Source organism: Prosthecobacter sp. (assembly GCF_044227185.1).
In the GTDB taxonomy this organism is placed as follows: Bacteria; Verrucomicrobiota; Verrucomicrobiia; order Verrucomicrobiales; family Verrucomicrobiaceae; genus Prosthecobacter.
Map to the genome: position 1 here is coordinate 762,022 of NZ_JBGAFO010000002.1, position 15,583 is coordinate 777,604.

Sequence of the window (15,583 nt, forward strand, 5' to 3'; positions counted from 1 at the left end):
GTTGGAGGTTCTTCGAAGAGACCGAAGATTAACGCGCACGCAACCCGCTTTCACGTCACCCATTCCTCGTTAGGCAGCGCCTAACAAGGCTTGTCCTACTCCAAATCCAGCTCCGGCTTGAAGTCCGAGGCATGGTAGGAGCTGCGCACCAGCGGCGCGCTGGCCACGTGGCGGAAGCCCTTCTTCAGGGCGATCTGCTTGTAATTTTCAAACGTGTCCGGATGGATGTACTCGATGACCGGCAGGTGCTGCGCGGAGGGGCGCAGATACTGGCCGAGGGTAAGTACGGTCACATCGTGCTCGCGCAGGTCGTCCATCGCCTGGAAGAGTTCCGTTTCCGTCTCGCCCAGGCCGAGCATGAGGCCGCTCTTGGTGGCGCAGTGAGTGCCGAGCTCCGCCGCCATGGACTTCGCGCGCTTCAGCACATGCAGGCTGCGGTGGTACTGCGCACGGCTGCGCACCAGCGGCGTCAGGCGCTCCACGGTTTCCAGGTTGTGATTGAAGATGTGCGGCTTCGCCTTCATCACCACCTCCAGCGCGTCGTCCTTGCCGTTGAAATCCGGCACCAAAATTTCGATGGTGATCGTCGGCACGGCTTCGCGCACGGCCTCGATGGTGCGGGCGAAGTGCTCCGCGCCGCCGTCCTTCACATCGTCCCGCGCCACGGCGGTGATGACCACGTGGTTCAGGCCCATGCGCTTCGTCGCCTCGGCCACACGCTGCGGCTCATCCGCCTCCAGGGCAAAAGGTTTGGCGGTTTTGACCGCGCAGAAGCCGCAGGCCCGCGTGCAGCGGTCCCCGGCGATCATGAAAGTCGCGGAGCCCTGGCTCCAGCACTCCCAGCGGTTCGGGCACTGCGCCTCTTCACACACCGTGTGCAGCTTCAGATCGGTGATCAGCCCCTTCGTGCTCCAGAACTTCGGGTCACGCGGCAGCGTCACACGGATCCAGTCCGGTTTCTTGTCACGGTGCAGGGCGGGGTCGATCTTGGGGGTCATGGGGGGCCGCATGAATGGCCCAAAAAGGGGCTCATTGCAACGCGTTTGGACATCCATACGCCGCGCTCTAGAGTCGGGATCATGCCGTCCGTCCTTTTTCACCGTCTGCCCCTGCTGGGGGCGCTGGTTTGCACCGCTTTTGCCACTGAGCCCGCAAAATTGCCCGATGGCTACGTCTCGTCCCGTTCCTTCGTCGATCAGACTCAGATCGTGAGCAATTACCAGACAGAGCTTTACGCCCATCAGTCCTCCCTTCGCATCGTGAAGGGCCTAGGTTACGCGGTTTACCAGTGCAATGAATCCACCACTGAAGAGAACAAGGCGGGGCAGATCGCCCGCATGGCGGTCTTCAATATCCTCAATCCCACCGCCACCGCGAAATGGATCGACATTGCCAAGGCGGGCGATTCCTCCGGCGGCATCACCCTTGGCGGCACTTCCGTCTCAGCGCCCATGATCCACGCGCTCGGAGAGGACACCCTGCGCATCTTTTTCACCGGCCGCCTCGGCGACGACCCCGGCCCCGCCTACCGCGCCTTTTACCGCGACTACGACATCGCCACCGCCACGCTCTCCGAGCTTCACCCCCTGCGCTGCACCATCGCCCGACAGCCCGACAAGGTGCTCGATCTCACGCAGGCCGCTGTTCAAAGCCATCTCGACCACCTCTTCGGCGCAGGCACCGGCGCATCCTTCGCCAAAGGCATCAGCACCGCCTGTGACTTCGTCGAGTTCGACGCCCAGCTTTACAGCACCATTCAGATCAAAAACTCGCAGGACGGCCAGACCCGCCTCCTCACCAACATCCTCATGCGCAGCACCGACCAAGGCGCGACCTGGGAACTCCTCGGCGCACCCGATCCACGCCTGCTCTCCAATGAAGTGAAGATCCTCGCAGAGCCCGCCATCACCCAGGACAAAACTCACGTTTATCTCCACCTGCGCTCAAACGTCATCGAAACCGGCTACATGCTCAGCAAAGCCGCCAAGACCGACCTTTACCACTTCGACACTCCCGTCACCAAATGGACCTACGGCATCGGCCGCCCCACCCTCTGCGACTTCGGCCCACCCATCGGCCTCGTCGCCATGTTCACCGCGCCTAGCGTCCACATGGGAGGCAACACCGTCACCCGCAATAAGTGCGACGTTGTTCAGATCGACTCCCGTTACCAGACCTACACCAAAGCCTTCTCCATCATTGACTACAACGCCGTCAACACCCCCTTCATGCACCTCTACCGCGACGAAGCCTACGTGACCTATTCCACCGGCCGCCGCCGACTGCACCCGAAGTTTGGCACTTCTGAAATCGTCTTCAGCAAGCTGAGGCGGGAGTACTTTGTGCTTGCCGAATGACCCGCTGCATAACGAAACTCAAAGTCTCAGTTCCACACTCCTCCCATGTTCCAGTACATCGCCCAAGCCGAAGACAAGCCCTGGCAGCCCGGCCCCTATGAGGGCGTCGAGCTCAAGATCCTGCACAAAAACGAAGCGACAGGAGGAGTGGTCGTGCTGCGGAAATTTCACGCGGGCAAGACCATTCCCGCGCACACGCATCCCGTGGCCAGCGAGTGGGCCTGGATTCTTTCCGGCGAGTGGGAGGAAAGCGGCGTGACCTACACCGCCGGCACTTTGTTCCATGCTCCCAAAGGCGAGCAGCATGGCCCGCATGTGGCGAAGACGGAGGTGATCAGCCTGACGATGTTCGATGGTCCGCTGACCATCGCGTGAATGTTGCAGTGCCATCTTGTGCGCCGCATGGACGTACTCCAGAACCGCCTGAAGGCGGCACTACAATACTCCTGAATCAATGCACGCGCTTGCGCGTGAGCATGATCTCATTGCCTTCCCTGTTCACTTGAATTGGATGCAGGCTCCTGAAATATTTTGGCGAGTTCCCGCCATGAACGCCTCCACGATCTGGAACAAAGCCAGACAAGGCCAATCCCAATCAATAAGAAGGCAACAAAAGACCCGTGGAATCCGTGCAAGCCCATACCTGCTGTTAAAATCCCAAATCCAAACAGCCAGGGAAGAGCAAATCCCAACCGCCAGGAGACCAGGTTGCGCAGAAGCACAGTGTGGTAGGCATGGCCGGCAATAATCACCACGGCCAACAGCAGTGCTCTGCTAAAGATGTTGTGCCGCGTGATGGTCATCGCTTCCTGCGTCCACGCGATGCGAGTGGCATCAAGGACGATCGAGCCAACAGCAGCCCAGAACATGGTTCTCAGGCCATTTTTCGCACGATTCCAGTGTTCCAAGAGCTGGGGCGGCAAGGATGCGCATCGTATGCTTTCCGCTGTGGTGCCTGGCATCATGATTGATACGCTCCGCCAATTTCTGGACAAACTCAATGATCGCGCCCGAAAAGATCAATGCACGCGCTTGCGCGTGAGCATGATCTCATTGCCCTCCGTGTCCACGCACATGGCCAGATGGGGCGGCTCGCCATTTTCCGGCTGCGGTTCACGTGTGAGCTGTCCGCCCGCGGCCACGATTTCGCGCGCGCCTTCGATCACATCGGCCACCTGAAAACTCAGGCCCGTCCAGGTGCGGCCGCCTTCACCGCCGCCATGAATGCCGATGATGCCGTCGCAGACGAACACCTCGCTGATGATGTCGTTCTGCTTGAGAATCGTGCCGCCAAAAACGGAGGCATAGAAATTCACCGCGCGGTTCATGTCCGCCGCCCAGATCACATATTTGAGTCGTTCCACTTTCATTCGTCATTCCTCGTCAGTTGCATTCAGTTCCCGAACAGCGGGCGTCTCTTCGGCGGCGCTGGTTCCGCCTGTGGCTTCACCGGATTTCCCCCAATGCGTTGTGCTTCCTGCAATTCCTTTTCCGTCGGCTCCTTGCGTTTGTCCTTGTTGCCGCCACCAAAAATGCGCGGGTGCCACTTGGTGTCGCCAATGGTTCCAGAACCCTTGTAGGCCATGAGCTGCGTCACCGGAAACAGCAGGATGCCCAGGCCGCGCAGGCGCACCTCTGCGTTGAAGTCGATGTCATCACGGATGAAGTCAATGTTTCCCCGGCTGAAGATGCGGAAGGCGCTGGACTCGGCCTCCACGTTTTCAGTGACGATGAACCCGTCCGCCACCTCGTAGGTGCAGTCCGCCCGCTTGGCCACGTTGTAGCCCTTGATGGACGAGGGCAGCAGCGCCCCGATGATGGGGGTCAGCGGCCCGAGCACCGGCAGGGCGAGAAGGTTTCCATTGACGATGATCAGCGCGCCGCCGCCCTTCAGCGCCTTCCAGTCGTTCATGCGTCCGGTAAATTTGAAGTGACCGCTGATGTCCCCCACGCTCTCATTTCCCGGGGAGTACACCTGGGCGAAGCGCTGGAAGCTCAGCGCATTCATGCGCAGCTCGCCCTCATAAGTGGTCGGCTCACGGTTGTCATTCAGCGTGCCCTTCAGAGTCATGCCTCCGCCCAGCACCTCTGCCGCGATGTCGATCCGCGCGATCCCCTCCCGGCTGTGCACGTCCGCCCGCACCTCCTCAAACGGCAGCTTGCGGCTGAACACGCTGTAGGGGAAGCGCCCGGCCCGCACCTCCACGTCATAGCCTTTCACTCCAGGCGTGAGATTGACCGCCCCTTTGGCATGCATGGTGTCGCCAAAGAGGCGCCCGTTGAAATCAAAATTCAACATGCTGCCGATGATGTGTATGTCCCCATTCGGCGCGTTGATCGGATAGTCCTCATTCCACAGCGTGTAATGCGCGCCGCCCACGGGGTTTTTAAACGTGACCTTGTAGTTGTTGAGCTGCGGATTGTTCTTGTAGCCGATCGTGCCGTTCGCCGTCACATCCGTGCCGGGGGAGAAACGATAGAGCGCGATCTGGTCCGCCACCTTCGGGGCAAAGGCGCGCACGATGCCCGCGGCATCCGCCACCGCATGCACATTCACGAGCCGCAGCCACTTCGCGTCGTCATCATCGTTCACGAACACCAGCTCCGCTCCCGCCGGGCCGTCCGGACGCTGAATCCTCACATTGGCGTAGTTTTGAATGTCCCCCAGCAGCGCCAGATCCATCTCCGCCGAATCAAACGCCACCCCTTTGTAGCGGAAATGGCGCAGCACCCCGTGGCCGGAGCTGGGGCACTCGCGCAGATTGGTCGTCGCTCCGGCGCAGGCCAGATGCACATCGATGTGCGAAGACTCATCGAATTCAAAACGCTGGATGATCTCGCGCGTCTTGGGCAGGAGGACGAAGGGCAGAAACACATTGGGATCCATGCGCAGCGTCAGGTTGTATTTGAAGCCCTCCGTGCGGTGCTTCATGAGGTCCAGCCCCAGCGTGCCGGTCTTGTGCTTCAGCAGGGCGTCCCGCACAAAGATGCCCTCCCGCGTGGCACCGAGCCCGAGGCTGAGCGAATTGAAGACCTCCCCGCGGCTGCCAAACCGTCCGCATTCCAGCCTGCCCGTCACCTCGGCGGGCAGAAAATCCTCCTCCCTGGGCTTGTCCAGAAAGATGCTGCCTTCCAGCGCGAGCTGCGGCGCCTCATAAAAGACCACCTCGCGCAACTGCTCGCTGCTGAAGAAGGCCCGCGCCAGCCCCGGCAGGTCGGCGCTGGAGGTGAGCCGGAAGCGAAGCCGGTCCGCACCAAAGCGCCATGTGGCCGTGGCATCCAGGGTTCCCAGATGGTCGCGCAGATGCAGCCGCTTCAGATCAATGAATCCGCCGTCGTACTCCGCCTCCGCCACCAGCTCCTTCCACACATAGTCTTCAAACACGAGCCCGTCCGCCTGAAACAGCATCTCCGCCTTCAGCTCCTGCGGCCGGTCCAGCGCGCCGGAGACTTTCACATTCAGTGTAGGCACGCGCGGCGCGCGGAACCGCGCCAGCCAGTCCAGCCCATGCTGGATCTGCGCACGATGCTCACGCATCAGGCTCAGCCGGTCCTGCGCGCTCATGGCCCTCTGGTCAGCCCTCGGCTCCGGCAGCTCCACCACGCCGCTGATCATGATGCGCAGCCCGTCTGACAAAAGCCCTTCCGCATGCCGGATGTCGAGCTGCCGCCCCTCCAGCAGAGCCCGCGCGCTGAGATCCTTCAGCTTGATCACCGTCAGGTCCGGGCGTTCGGGGTCCACCGGCAGCGCCATGCTCGCATGCAGCAGCTCCAGCCCGTCAATCTTGACCTTTCCTTCGACCAGACTGCCGAAATCCACGTCCAGATTCAAGCGGTCCACGGAGGCCACGATGTGCTGTTTGCTCGCGTCATTGAAGACCTTCACGCCCTCCGCCACCAGCCCGCCAAACGGATTGATCGTCAGATGCTCAAAATTCAGGTGCACGCCGTGCTGCGCGAGCTCCCCGGTCACAAAGCCATGCCAGCGCTCATGAAAGGCCGTCGTATTTAAATACAAGCCGCCCGCCAGCATAAAACTGGCGGTCAAAAACAACAAAAGACGACGCAGAAAACGCAGCATGCTCAGCGCAAAGCTACGCAAGCCTCTCCTCCGGTCAAAACAACTGTCAACAATCGTCAACCACCGTAAACAACCGTCAACTTCCGTTAGCGATACTGCTCCGGCCTGCCGATGGGGAACAGCCCCAGGGGCGCGATCTGGCTGGGCCGCAGTTTTTCCGGCCCGATGCTCGGCGCCTCCGAGTCGAGAAACACCGCGAGCTGGATCAAGCCGAGACGTCCCTGCGGACTGGAGTCAAAAAGCACCGCATCGCTGGTCCCTGCCTTGAACAGCAGCGGGCCGCGGGCCGCATGATCCAGCACCAGGCTGCCATGCTTCGGCATCCTGAGGCCGCCGCGTCCGAGCGAGGCGGCCTTCCCCGTCTCGATGTCTTTGCCATCCACGCCCACACCGAGCTGCAGAGGCATGGGCGTGCGGTTCTTCAAGACGATCCGGTAGGCCTGATTGGGCAGGCCGCCCACAAACAGACTGCCGCCGCAGAGGTAGGACGGGATCCATTTTCCCGAGGCCACGTCCTGCACGCCTAGATCCAGGGTGCCATCCCCCATGCGGGCCAGGCCACGCTGCGCGTCCGGCACGTCTCCCTGGCGTTCCATCATCTGGGCGATCCGCTCCGGGGTGGCATAGACCACGCGGGCCACCATGTGCGGGGTGGTGGTCGTCTGCGCCTGGTAGGCCGGAAAGCCCTGGTGAAAGAGATTCGGGTCCTGCTGCCAGGCGGGCCGCAGAGGCGCAATGTTGTTGCCGCATGATGCGAGCAGTCCCATGCCTGCCGCCGCCACTGCCTTGATCCATGCCGTTGTCCTGCCTGCGTTCCCTGAAGTCATGCTGAATGCGCTGTTGTCTTGATTTGAAAAGTAACACGCACCAGACCCGACACTTCTTCCACCGAACGGCGCACCTCGCAGCCCAGCAGCCGTTCGATCATTTCGCACTCCAGTTCATCCACGATGCCGTAGCGCGCCGCCAGCTCCCGCAGCGGCCGGTGGTGCTCCACCAGGATGAGCCGGCCCTGCGCGTCCGTCTCGCAGTTGCTCAGGCAGCCGTCCGCGCTGCGCAGCCGGGCCAGTTGCCGGGCACGCTCCTCCAGCGTCGTGGCCTTGGCCAGCTTCGCGCTCCAGGCTTCTCCCTTGGCCTGAAAATAGGTGTAGAGCAGCTTTGGCGGCGCGCTTTCGCCATAGACACGCTCCGCCGTGGTCAGCAGATCCAGCGTCAGGGTGTGTCCGCACCCGAGGAAAAGCGCGTCTGCCTTGGCCGTGAGCCGGTAGAGTTTTTCAGGCCTCCCCGCCGCCTTCGGCCGGCGCCAGGTGTCCAGAAAGCCCGCCTTTTCCAGCTCCACACAGTGCTGCTTCACGCCCATGTAGCTCATTTTCATGGCCGTGCACAGCTCCGTCACGGTCATGCCCGTGGAATGCTTCAGGCGCTGGACAATGTCCAGCACCGGCGAGTGCAGCATTTCTCGGAGCAGGTTCAGCATGGGGTCGGCTGGCAGCCTAGCGCGCTGCTGGCCGCGCGCAATGCTCCGCCTCCCTCAACTGATCAGCAGCAGCCGCGCCGGCCTCCCCGCCACCGTCTCCGGGGCCCGGTGGACGCACGGCGGCACCGGGCTGCCCGGCCACTCCGTGGCGATGCGCCACAGATGCCCCAGGCCAAAGGAAAACGGCCGGGCCTGCGGCAGCGCGGTGTAGTGCAGATCCAGATAATTCTCGTTCAGCCACTCACGGAAGCCTTCATCATCCTCACCACCGTAAAGGCGCAGCAGTTGCGCGCGAAGCTCCGGCACATCCACCCGCCGCACCGCCTCTTCATTGGGCAGCCCTTCGGAGCAGGCGCCAGAGTAGGTGCACAAATAGGTGTCTGCCTCCACCGTGGCGCTGTCCACATGCCAGGACTGCACATCCGTGCGCAGCAGTTCGCTCTCAATCTCGTTCACATAGCCGTTGATGCAGTCCAGGCTCGGCTGCAGCTCGCGATCACGCAGCAGCTTCTGGTCCCGCAGCAAAATCTCACGCGCCACCTGCCCCGCGTCGCTCAAATCCAGCGCCAGCAGCCGCGCCTCATCCAGGCTCGTGATTCCCCTCCCCACCTGCAATTTTTCCACGATCTCACCAAAGTCCCCCGGCAGCTCACGCGGCCAGCACAGGGCATTGATGCCATCTCCGAAAGGCGTCATGACCAGTTCTTCAAAACTGCCCACCAAGCGAATGCACCGATAATCATGGGGAAGGTCAGTCATGGAAACGGCCAAAGTCATTGCCCATTCACCCTCTCATGCCACGACGTGCCGCGCCTGACGGCTGCCCGCTCCGCCTCGCTTTGGCGGTTCACGTTCAGCCATCTTGCTGCCGCTCAGCCGCAGAGATTCGCGCCCCGGCACCCGGTTCCAGTCCTGCATCATGACGGCCGCAGCAATCTCAGGCGAGACACCCCACTCGTCTGTCAGGTGATCAAACAACGCCTGCGCCAGCACCGGCAGTGCGATCTGGTGGGTGCGGCGCAGCTTCGCATGCAGCCAGTCTGCGAACGTCATGAAGAGCGCAAAGGGGGAGCCCCCCTGCTGCCATAGCAGCGCCAGTGTGGCGGTGAAGTTGCCGCTGTTCGCCACCATGTCCCAATAGCGGGCAAAGCGCCGCATGCGCTGCATCTCCACAAACGGGATGTCGCGGTTCTCCAGCATCTCATAAGGAGGCACCGGCGAGTACTTCATCTGATACTCATCGTCATGCCGCACGATCGGGGTGCCACGCAGCCGTTTGAGAATGCCCACCTGGATCTCCTGCGGCCCCATCTTCACCAGCCGGTCAAAGCCACGCCCAAAGCTCGCCACATCCTCCCCCGGCAGGCCCACGATGAGGTCCGCATGCACGTGAATGCCCGTCTGCTCGCGCAGAAAGTGCAGGTTGTCCTCCAGCCGCGTCAGATTCTGCCGCCGGCTGATGTTCTTCGATGTCGCTTCATCAAACGTCTGAATCCCCACCTCAAACTGCACCGCTCCCGCGGGAAACTCCCGGATGATGCCTCGCAGTTGCTCCGGCAGACGGTCCGGCACCATCTCAAAATGGAGGAACATCCCGTCCCGCCAGCGGTCCAGGAAAAAGCGCAGGATCGCCATGCTCGTCGGCAGGTGCAGATTGAAGGTGCGGTCCACAAACTTGAAGGTCAGCGCCCCGCGATCCAGCAGCCCCTGCATCGCGGATAGGAAAGCCTCCAGCGCAAAAGCACGTACCGGCACATCCAGCGAGGACAAACAAAATTCGCAGGTGAAAGGGCAGCCGCGCGAAGCCTCCACATACAGGATGCGGTGCGCCAGATCCTCCTTCGTATAGAGATCATAGGGCAGCGCCACACGCTCCAGCGTCGGCAGCCCGGCTGGCATCACCTTGGGCAGCGCCGCCCTGGCCGCGTCATCCTCCCCCAGCAAAATACCGCAGACCTCGGCAAACTTCAGGTCCGCCTCCCCTGTGATCACATGGTCTGCCAGCGCCACAATGGCCTGCCCTTCCCATTCATACGAGACCTCCGGCCCGCCCAGCACGATGCGGATGTCCGGCCGCAGCCGCCGCAGCATCGCCAGCACCTCCGTCGTCTCCACCACATTCCAGATGTACACCCCGAAGCCCACGATGCGCGGCTCCCGCGCCAGCACCGCCTCCACAATCTCCAGCGGCGCCTGGTTGATCTGAAATTCCGCCATGCACGCCCGCTCCCGCAGCTCCCCCAGGTTCGCCATCAGGTAGCGCAGCCCGAAGGAGCTGTGAATGTATTTGGCATTGAGCGTGGCGAGAACGATGTCCGGCATCGCGCCAAGTGTGGCCGCGTTGTGCCCGGGCGGCAAACGCCTTTGCTGCCATCACACCTCATGGAGGGTCAGAGACTCATTTTTGGCACACACACTGCTGAAGCGGGGTGTCGTTCTTGAATTTCAAGACTCAAGAGCCCCCATTCATGAAACAACTGCATCCCAGTCACCTTTTCCTGTTCACCGCCCTGCTCCTCTGCATCTACATCGTCGTGGCCCACCTCGATTGAGCCGGACGGTTTGGGTTTGTGAATATCTCAGGCTGAAGCGGAAACTCTTTCCGTCCTCGATTCACGCATCTGCCCACCCCATGGTTCGCTCAGGGAGCAGCACGCGTCCGCGTTAAACCTGGCGGGCGATGGATGGAATGCACCCAAACGACCGCAGGGCGCGTTTGACATTCGAACCCATCCGCGCCTAACCTCCGCGCCACAGATCCCGCTGTACATGCAAGACCCCATCCCGCTGCCTGAAAAGGAGTTCCGCTCCTTGGCCCCAGGCTTTTGGTCCGAAAAGAACGTCTCCCCCGCCGACTGGAACAGCTCCAACTGGCAGCTCAAGAACCGGATCACGACGCTCAAGCAGCTCGAAGAGCACCTGACGCTCACGGAGGAGGAACGCGCTGGCGTGCTGCTCTCCGGCAACAAGCTGGCCATGGCCATCACGCCGCATTATTTCAACCTCATTGATCCCGAAGATCCAAACTGCCCCATCCGCCGGCAGGTCATCCCCCGCATCGAAGAGACCTGGGAAGACCCGGATGAAATGAGCGACCCCTGCGGCGAAGACAGCCACATGCCCGTTCCCGGACTCGTCCACCGCTACCCGGACCGCGTGCTCTTCCTCGTCACCGACCGCTGCGCCAGCTACTGCCGCTACTGCACCCGCAGCCGCGTGGTCTCCGGCGTGGGAGAGCAGGAGCTGCACACCGAATTTGAAGCCGCCTTCCGCTACCTGGAGCGCCACACCGAAGTGCGGGACGTCCTCCTTTCCGGCGGCGATCCCCTGCTCTTCTCCGATGCCAAGCTAGACGCCCTGCTCACCCGCCTGCGCTCCATCAAGCACATTGAGTTCGTCCGCATCGGCAGCCGCGTGCCCATCTTCGTGCCGCAGCGCATCACCCCGGAGCTTTGCAAGATGCTGCAAAAGCACCACCCGCTGTGGCTCAGCATCCACACCAACCACCCCCGCGAACTCACCACCGAAGTGCGCGACGGCCTGTCCATGCTGGCCAACCACGGCGTGCCCCTGGGCAACCAAAGTGTGCTCCTGCGCGGCGTAAACGACAACGCCGAAGTCATGAAGAGCCTCGTGCATAAGCTCCTCATGTGCCGCGTGCGCCCCTACTACCTCTATCAGTGCGATCTGATCCAGGGCAGCTCCCACCTGCGCACCAGTGTGGCGGACGGCATCGACATCATCGAGCAGCTCCGCGGCCACACCACCGGCTACGCCGTCCCTCAGTTCGTCATCGACGCCCCCGGCGGCGGCGGCAAAGTCCCCCTCAACCCCGACTACGTCCTCGTCCGCGACGAACAACGCGTCGTCATCCGCAACTACGAAGGCAAAACCTTCGAGTATCCAGAGCCGGCGCTGGTGAGGCGGTAAGGGCGGGCTCCCGCCGGCAAAACCACCCCAGGTTGCACCACCGGAAACACGGAGATTATTAAGAAAGCATTCTGTGAAATCAAACTGCGCGCCCCGCCCCGGCAAGGACGAGCAGCGATCACCGCTGGGAAGAACTGCGGCGGCGACGGGCTGCGGCGGCGAACAAACCACCCATCAACAGCAGTGTTCTGGAAGGTTCCGGCGTGGCGGCGAACACCGGAGTCAGCTCATCCAGGCTGGTGTCTGAAAAGCGCAGTTCGTCCACGGTGATCGTGCGTGCATTGCTGGTGTAGAAATTGCGCGCGTCGAACGTGACAGTATCAAAGGAGCTGACGCTGCTGTAACCGCTGCTGCTGTATTGCAGACGCGCCATTACATCCAAGTCACCGGTGCCGATGCTCGCGGAATTCAGCTCGCTCTCCGTCAGCAGGTCATCACTCGTCTTGAAGTTGGTAAACTGGGCCGCATTCAGCAGCCAGGCCATGCTGCCGCTCGCTGAGCTGCCGCTTTTGTCAAACTTGAAGAGAAACATGTAGGTCTCGTTCAAGTTCATCGCCGCCCCGGACCCGCCGCCATTTCCCAAAAAGTAGCTGCCATAGCTGCTCAGGTTGGAAGCGCCATCATACGGCGTTGCGACACCGAAGCGACCGCTGGCGTCGTTAAACATCGTCTGCCCGTCCGCAAGGGTGAACCCGGCCCAGGGGGTGGTTTCCCCGGAAGCGTTGAACAAGTAGCTGCCCCAGACTGTGAAGTCGCTGCCATAGGCGCTGGACAGGCCGCGTGACATGACACCCGTGCCATTCGTTCCGTTGATCGCACTGAAGGTGGCCGCGCCGCCGCTCACGTCAAGATTCGCAAAGGTCAGCCCGCTGGTCTGCTCGAACCCCTGAGCCCCCCATGATCCGTTCCCAGATCCCTGGCTGCTCCACGAGCCCGCCAGGCCCGTGCCACCACTGGCACCGTTGATGTCTCCAGCGCCATAATCAAAACCCTCGTAAACCGTCACAGCGGCAGAGGCGGGCAGAATCAAAGAACCACAAAGGACGACGATCAGGGAAGTGAAACGAAAGCTCATAGGCGCAGCGCCTCTCGTATGCAGAAAAAGGCGGGTGTCAACAAAGTGAATCCCCCACTGCATTCCTTCGCTAAATAACGCCTTCTGAACCTTCAAATCCCACCTCAAACGCGGACAGGAAACCTCAGGCAATCCCGCCCCCATAGGGTGACGCCCCCAGGCAGCCCCACCAGCCAAAGCAGCCTCCCTCCGAAGGAAAGCAGATCCCGTGCCTGCTCTGTGATTCCCACTCCGCTGAGGAACGAAAAACGGCTGTACTGCACCGCCGCACGCAGCAGTCGCAGCGGCGCGGTGAAGAACCAGCGGCTCTCCAGATCGAGCACCATCTTGAACATGAGCTGGTGCCCTGCGGCATTCGTACGCGGGTCACGGTGACCATGCACCAGCGAGGGCGCGTCCATCCAGTAGATGCGCAGTTCTTCATTGATGTGCCGTGTCCGGTGCCTTTGTGAAATCTGGCACCAGATGTAGGACTCGGGGATGAAATTGCCAGGCACGGCCTCGGGATAGGGAAACTGGCGCAGCAGATCCAGCCGCAGGCAGCCCCACTTCTCTCCGCGCACTTTGTACCGATACTCGAGCTCCGCCGCCGAGCAGTCGAGCGGATCTGCCGGAAAGCGCATGCCCACCAGCGCGCCGTTCTGATCACGGCACAGACCGGTCACTCCCGAGAAGGAATCGCGATTGGCTGAGGGAAGATTTTCCCAGTGGTGCTGCAAACGCGCGAGCGCCTCAGGCACGCAGCCGTCGTCAGAGTCCAGCTTGAGCCAGAGCTGGCCGCGGGATTCACGGAGGGAGAGATTGTGCGCATGATGCGCCCCACGGTGGGGCTCCCGCAGGTAGCGCACCGGAAAGCCGGCCTCACTCTCGTAACGGGCCATCAGCGCGGGCGTGTCATCCGTGGAGCCGTCGTCGATCACCAGCCACTCGAAATCCCGGCAGGTCTGCGCCTGCAGGCTCTCAAACACGCGGTGCAGCGTGTGGGCGCGATTGTAGGTGGGCGTGTAAACCGTGAACAGCGGCATGAGGCGGTAAAAAGACGAAATCCGGGTGCCGCAGGACGAATGCCTAGACAGGCGGCAGATGCCACCACGATTTCACTCAATTCCTCAATAAGCGTTGTCCCGCTTGAAGAAGGTCAGCAGCATGATCTGGAAGTCCAGCCAGAGGCTCCAGTTTTCCAGATACCAGAGATCGCACTGGATGCGCTCTCCGAGATCGGTGTCGCCGCGGAGCCCGTTCACCTGCGCCCAGCCCGTCATGCCGGGCTTGGAGTGGTGGCGCGCATTGTAATGAGGGATCTGGTGCTTGAAGCCTTCGATGAGTTCCGGGCGCTCCGGACGCGGCCCGACGAGGCTCATCTCCCCTTTCAGCACATTCCAGAACTGCGGGAGTTCATCCACGTTCCACTTCCGCATGAAGGCGCCCACCTTGAGCCGGCGCGGATCGTCTTTCACGCACCACTGCGCCCCCTTGGCAGCCTCGGCATCCATCTTCATGGAGCGGATCTTGATGATGTCGAAGGGCACCCCGTTGAAGCCCCACCGGCGCTGGCGGTAAAACACCGCCCCCCGCGACTCCAGCCACACGGCGGCGCTGAAAAAGGCGATGACGGGGGCGCTGAGCACGAGCCCGATGGCAGCGCCGATGATATCGACCACGCGCTTGGTCATCACATTGAAAGTATCATCCAGCGGCAGACGGGTGACGCCCAGCACCGGCGTACCGGCGATGGTCTCAAGCGTGAGGCCGGACACGAACACCCTGAAGTAAGACGGTATGACCTTGAACTGGATCATTTCGCGCTCGCACAGATTGGCCAGGGCGATCATCTGCTCGCGCGGACCGTGCAGGTCCGCGACGACCACCATGTCCACCGCATGCGTGGTGATCAGGTGCTCGACTTCGTGCAGATCTCCGAGGCAGGGCACACCGCTGTCAGCGGGCTGGTCATCCTCGGGGCCGCCCGTCCTGACCCAGCCCAGGATGTCAAAAGCGCAGGCCTGATCCCGCTTCATCGTCTTCCACAAGGACACCGCCTCGGCATTCCATCCCACAAACAGAGTGCGCTGCTGCAGCGCCTCAATGCGCCCGGGAGCACGCAGGCAGGACATGAAAACAGAGCGCCAGCCCAGGATCAGCAGCAGTGCGGTGGCTCCATTGAGCATCACATACACGCGGGAAATGCTGGGCTGCAGTTTCAGCGCCAGCGTGATGGCCAGGAACCCGGCGGTCCAAACTAGGATGCCCTTGGCGATTTTTGAAGATACCCAGCGGGTGCGCAGCAGGACATTTTGGTGATAGATCCCCTGCCAGCCAAGCACCAGGATGAGCGAGAGGCTTCCCAGCGCCGTGTGCCCGCTGTACTGGCGGAAGGTCATGGCGTCAAAGTTGCCGAATTCGCGGAGGATGGTGTGGAAGCGGAGGCCGTAGGCGGAGTAGGCGGCCAGTATGGCCATTATTAAATCACCCAAAATGCTGATAAGCACCCAAAAATGTGGTGATAGCTGCTCCTTTTCGCGCCAGGTACGCCGGGCCTCAAGGGCCTTCAAGACGGCACCTGGGGCTAGGATATTGGAATTAGAGTTGGTGGCCTCCATCGCTTTAAAATCTACTGAATACCTAAATTATACTCAGTATAAATTTACTCCGCAACCAAATCC

14 protein-coding genes are annotated in these 15,583 nt (G+C 61.6%); 3 read left to right on the forward strand and 11 right to left on the reverse strand.

What is annotated here, in order from left to right; genetic code table 11:
- Window positions 1-95: 95 nt before the first annotated feature.
- Window positions 96-998, reverse strand: coding sequence for a lipoyl synthase (gene lipA, locus ACILSQ_RS07540; protein ID WP_395742981.1), 903 nt, complete (start codon window positions 996-998; stop codon window positions 96-98).
- Between the two features lie 81 nt (window positions 999-1,079).
- Between lipA and ACILSQ_RS07545 the strand changes: the two genes are divergently transcribed.
- On the forward strand, window positions 1,080-2,357 hold the full coding sequence (locus ACILSQ_RS07545) for a hypothetical protein (RefSeq protein ID WP_395742982.1): 1,278 nt from the start codon (window positions 1,080-1,082) through the stop codon (window positions 2,355-2,357).
- Between the two features lie 45 nt (window positions 2,358-2,402).
- Window positions 2,403-2,732, forward strand: a complete 330-nt coding sequence (locus ACILSQ_RS07550; RefSeq protein ID WP_395742983.1) for a cupin domain-containing protein — start codon at window positions 2,403-2,405, stop codon at window positions 2,730-2,732.
- Between the two features lie 107 nt (window positions 2,733-2,839).
- On the opposite strand, the gene ACILSQ_RS07555 is transcribed toward ACILSQ_RS07550, so the two are convergent.
- The 7 genes from ACILSQ_RS07555 to ACILSQ_RS07585 all read right to left on the reverse strand — a co-directional run bounded on the left by ACILSQ_RS07555 (window position 2,840) and on the right by ACILSQ_RS07585 (window position 10,237).
- Entirely contained in the window at window positions 2,840-3,265 is a 426-nt protein-coding gene (locus ACILSQ_RS07555) for a hypothetical protein (protein WP_395742984.1), read from the reverse strand.
- Between the two features lie 111 nt (window positions 3,266-3,376).
- Window positions 3,377-3,727: a VOC family protein gene (locus tag ACILSQ_RS07560; RefSeq protein WP_395742985.1), complete on the reverse strand. Its 351-nt coding sequence runs from the start codon at window positions 3,725-3,727 to the stop codon at window positions 3,377-3,379.
- Between the two features lie 23 nt (window positions 3,728-3,750).
- Entirely contained in the window at window positions 3,751-6,438 is a 2,688-nt protein-coding gene (locus ACILSQ_RS07565) for a hypothetical protein (RefSeq protein WP_395742986.1), read from the reverse strand.
- Between the two features lie 86 nt (window positions 6,439-6,524).
- A complete protein-coding gene (locus ACILSQ_RS07570; RefSeq protein ID WP_395742987.1) occupies window positions 6,525-7,265 on the reverse strand; it encodes a hypothetical protein in 741 nt (246 codons plus the stop codon).
- Window positions 7,262-7,915, reverse strand: a complete 654-nt coding sequence (locus ACILSQ_RS07575; RefSeq protein ID WP_395742988.1) for a helix-turn-helix transcriptional regulator — start codon at window positions 7,913-7,915, stop codon at window positions 7,262-7,264. Before ACILSQ_RS07575 ends, ACILSQ_RS07570 begins: the two co-directional genes overlap by 4 nt.
- Window positions 7,916-7,969: 54 nt before the next feature.
- Window positions 7,970-8,674, reverse strand: coding sequence for a DUF1826 domain-containing protein (locus ACILSQ_RS07580; RefSeq protein WP_395742989.1), 705 nt, complete (start codon window positions 8,672-8,674; stop codon window positions 7,970-7,972).
- Window positions 8,675-8,707: 33 nt separating this feature from the next.
- Window positions 8,708-10,237, reverse strand: a complete 1,530-nt coding sequence (locus ACILSQ_RS07585; RefSeq protein WP_395742990.1) for a DUF4080 domain-containing protein — start codon at window positions 10,235-10,237, stop codon at window positions 8,708-8,710.
- Between the two features lie 447 nt (window positions 10,238-10,684).
- On the opposite strand from ACILSQ_RS07585, the gene ACILSQ_RS07590 reads away from it, so the two are divergent.
- Window positions 10,685-11,845: a KamA family radical SAM protein gene (locus ACILSQ_RS07590; RefSeq protein ID WP_395742991.1), complete on the forward strand. Its 1,161-nt coding sequence runs from the start codon at window positions 10,685-10,687 to the stop codon at window positions 11,843-11,845.
- A gap of 118 nt (window positions 11,846-11,963) precedes the next feature.
- Here the strand turns inward: ACILSQ_RS07590 and ACILSQ_RS07595 are convergent, their stop codons facing one another.
- The 3 genes from ACILSQ_RS07595 to ACILSQ_RS07605 form a co-directional block, all read right to left on the reverse strand.
- On the reverse strand, window positions 11,964-12,920 hold the full coding sequence (locus tag ACILSQ_RS07595) for a PEP-CTERM sorting domain-containing protein (RefSeq protein WP_395742992.1): 957 nt from the start codon (window positions 12,918-12,920) through the stop codon (window positions 11,964-11,966).
- Window positions 12,921-13,024: 104 nt separating this feature from the next.
- The gene (locus tag ACILSQ_RS07600) at window positions 13,025-13,945 is read right to left on the reverse strand and encodes a glycosyltransferase family 2 protein (RefSeq protein WP_395742993.1); all 921 of its coding nucleotides are present in this window, start codon (window positions 13,943-13,945) and stop codon (window positions 13,025-13,027) included.
- An 84-nt stretch (window positions 13,946-14,029) separates the two neighbouring features.
- The gene (locus tag ACILSQ_RS07605) at window positions 14,030-15,379 is read right to left on the reverse strand and encodes an exopolysaccharide biosynthesis polyprenyl glycosylphosphotransferase (RefSeq protein WP_395742994.1); all 1,350 of its coding nucleotides are present in this window, start codon (window positions 15,377-15,379) and stop codon (window positions 14,030-14,032) included.
- Between the last annotated feature and the right edge of the window lie 204 nt (window positions 15,380-15,583).

Excerpts from the sequence above, each read along its gene's own strand:
- ACILSQ_RS07595 (WP_395742992.1), bottom strand. The coding sequence starts at position 12,920 with ATGAGCTTTCGTTTCACTTCCCTGATCGTCGTCCTTTGTGGTTCTTTG.
- lipA (WP_395742981.1), bottom strand. The coding sequence starts at position 998 with ATGACCCCCAAGATCGACCCCGCCCTGCACCGTGACAAGAAACCGGAC.
- ACILSQ_RS07585 (WP_395742990.1), bottom strand. The coding sequence starts at position 10,237 with ATGCCGGACATCGTTCTCGCCACGCTCAATGCCAAATACATTCACAGC.
- ACILSQ_RS07605 (WP_395742994.1), bottom strand. The coding sequence starts at position 15,379 with ATGGCCATACTGGCCGCCTACTCCGCCTACGGCCTCCGCTTCCACACC.
- ACILSQ_RS07550 (WP_395742983.1), top strand. The coding sequence starts at position 2,403 with ATGTTCCAGTACATCGCCCAAGCCGAAGACAAGCCCTGGCAGCCCGGC.
- ACILSQ_RS07565 (WP_395742986.1), bottom strand. The coding sequence starts at position 6,438 with ATGCTGCGTTTTCTGCGTCGTCTTTTGTTGTTTTTGACCGCCAGTTTT.
- ACILSQ_RS07570 (WP_395742987.1), bottom strand. The coding sequence starts at position 7,265 with ATGACTTCAGGGAACGCAGGCAGGACAACGGCATGGATCAAGGCAGTG.
- ACILSQ_RS07560 (WP_395742985.1), bottom strand. The coding sequence starts at position 3,727 with ATGAAAGTGGAACGACTCAAATATGTGATCTGGGCGGCGGACATGAAC.
- ACILSQ_RS07590 (WP_395742991.1), top strand. The coding sequence starts at position 10,685 with ATGCAAGACCCCATCCCGCTGCCTGAAAAGGAGTTCCGCTCCTTGGCC.
- ACILSQ_RS07600 (WP_395742993.1), bottom strand. The coding sequence starts at position 13,945 with ATGCCGCTGTTCACGGTTTACACGCCCACCTACAATCGCGCCCACACG.
- ACILSQ_RS07545 (WP_395742982.1), top strand. The coding sequence starts at position 1,080 with ATGCCGTCCGTCCTTTTTCACCGTCTGCCCCTGCTGGGGGCGCTGGTT.
- ACILSQ_RS07580 (WP_395742989.1), bottom strand. The coding sequence starts at position 8,674 with ATGACTGACCTTCCCCATGATTATCGGTGCATTCGCTTGGTGGGCAGT.
- ACILSQ_RS07575 (WP_395742988.1), bottom strand. The coding sequence starts at position 7,915 with ATGCTGAACCTGCTCCGAGAAATGCTGCACTCGCCGGTGCTGGACATT.